Here is a 2,392-nt window from a genome sequence, read left to right as displayed (position 1 = left end):
CTACCACCGCCAGGTCAATTTACTAACGCGTCCACTCGCCAAAGCAACGTTTTAGTAATGTAAGTTTCTTAAAAACAACAATTAACCTTTTTGCTAATTTATGAAAAAAATGTTTACCGAGCAATTGCGGAACGCCTTAATATGGCGTCCCTTTGCATTTGTGGCAACATTCTTCCTCTTGGGAAATATGTCACAAACAGCACTCGCCCAGGACCGCTCGGTCTCTGGAGTTGTCAAAGACGAAGCCGGCACTGAATTGCCGGGCGTGAGCATCGTGGTGAAAGGCACCACCCGTGGTACCACCTCCGATGGTGACGGCAAATATCAACTTACTATTCCTGGCGGTAACACTACCCTGGTATTCAGCTTCGTGGGTTACAGCTCCAAGGAAGAACTAGTGGGTAACCGCAGCACCATTAATCTGAGCCTCTCTGGAGAGGATAAGATCCTTAACGAAGTAGTCGTAGTGGGCTACGGCACCCAGCAAAAGGTCAACTTGACCGGGGCCGTGGGCGTGGCCGATGCCAAGCGCATCGAGAATCGCCCCATCGCCAACACGGGCGAAGGATTGCAGGGCGTTATTCCTAACCTCAATATTACGGTGCGAAATGGTGACCCCTCCGTGTCGCCCACCTTTAACATTCGGGGTTATGAATCCATCAACGGCGGCTCTCCGCTGATTTTGGTGGATAACGTGCCGATGGATATCAACCGCATCAACCCCAACGACATCGAGAGCATTAGCGTCCTGAAAGATGCTTCGGCGGCTGCCGTTTACGGTGCACGGGCGGCTTTTGGGGTGGTTTTGGTAACGACCAAAAGTGGTAAGGCGGGCAAAATACAGGTGAACTTCGGGTCGCAGTTTTCTATGTCCAAGCCCATCTTCAACATGGATAACGTCACCGATCCTTACGCATTCGTGCAGGCCCGGAACCTGGCTAACATCCGTACCAACGGCAACCCTTCTTACGACCCTGCCTTTGTAGAAGCAACGAAAAAATACTCCGAGAACCCCATTGCGGCCAACGAATGGGGCGTGGTCAATGGCCGTTTGCAGTACTATGGCTTTAATCGCTATCAGGAGAAAATTATGACCGACCTAGCTCCTACCAACCAGCAGGATCTGTCGGTGGCAGGTGGCAGCGACAAGGCCAAGTTCTTCGTCTCGCTGGGCCGTTTCAGCAAAGACGGCTATCTGCGGATGAACAATGAAACGTTCAAGCGCTACAACATGCTGATAAAAGCGGACTTCCAGGTCAACAAGTGGCTGAACCTCGACAACAAGGTGGTATTCAACTCACAGAACAGCGACAAGCCGCACTTCTACAACTGGGATGTGAACATCAATTCGCTGGCGCGGGTCAACCCGATCCAGGCCATTCAATTCCCTGACTTACCTTTCTACATAACCCCCGGCGACCGCGACCAGTATTCACAGTACATCGGCAAGTACTTTGGTGGCACCAACTTCTTCCCGTATCTACAGGATGGGGGCCGCGAGACTTTCACGAGAAACGACATTTGGTTGACGCAAGGGGCCACGCTTACGCCGCTTCCCGGCCTGACGATCAAGGGGAATTTCTCCTACAACCTCTTTAACGAGATGTACCAGGACGTGCAGAGCAAGATCGAAATCGTGGATACCGACCTGTTGGCTAAGAGTCCGCTCAGCAACGGATTCAGCGGCGACGACTGGATAGAGAACCGCAATCGTTATAATCAGTATTATGTCATAAATGCCTATGCGCAATACACGCTGCAAAACACGGGTAAGCATAACCTGACGACGATGGTCGGCTACAACGAGGAGGCAGGTAGAAATAGCTCGATTTACTCCCAGGCTCGCTCGCTCATCACGCCGCTCGTCACTGACCTGAACGCCACGACGGGCGTACAGCGGACGCTGGGGGGGAAGTCGCACGTGGCCCTGCGCGGTGTTTTTTACCGGATGACTTACAACTACGACGACCGCTATCTGCTGGAAGCCAACGGCCGCTACGACGGTACTTCGCGCTTTCCAAAGGATAGTCGCTTTGGCTTCTTCCCTTCTTTCTCGGCGGGCTGGAGGATCAATAACGAAAACTTCATGGCGCGTACCAATGGCTGGCTCGACAACCTGAAACTCCGTGCTTCCTACGGTACTTTGGGCAACCAGACGATCCAGAACCGCAACAACGGCAATCAGTTGTACTATCCCTACATTTCAGCGATGGGTACCGGACAAGCTCCTTTCCTGTTCAATAATAGTACTGTTCCTTTCGTTTCTCCGGCGGGCCTGGTTAGCCCAAACCTTACCTGGGAGTCCGTTACTTCCAAGAACATCGGCTTGGACTTGACGGTGTTGCGGAGCCGCCTGGATCTTTCGTTCGACCTGTACACCCGCGACACGAAG

The 2,392-nt window shown here is 52.6% G+C and carries 1 protein-coding gene; it reads left to right on the top strand.

Translation table 11 applies throughout. From position 1 onward, the window contains the following. Positions 1-187: 187 nt before the first annotated feature. On the top strand, positions 188-2,392 hold a 2,205-nt coding region (locus ACEW8P_RS10980), incomplete at its 3' end, for a SusC/RagA family TonB-linked outer membrane protein (protein WP_373513127.1).

The organism is Persicitalea sp., assembly GCF_041751555.1.
Classification (GTDB): Bacteria; Bacteroidota; Bacteroidia; order Cytophagales; family Spirosomataceae; genus Persicitalea.
Note: the sequence above shows the minus strand (reverse complement) of the source record. Positions and strands in the feature narration are given on the sequence as shown.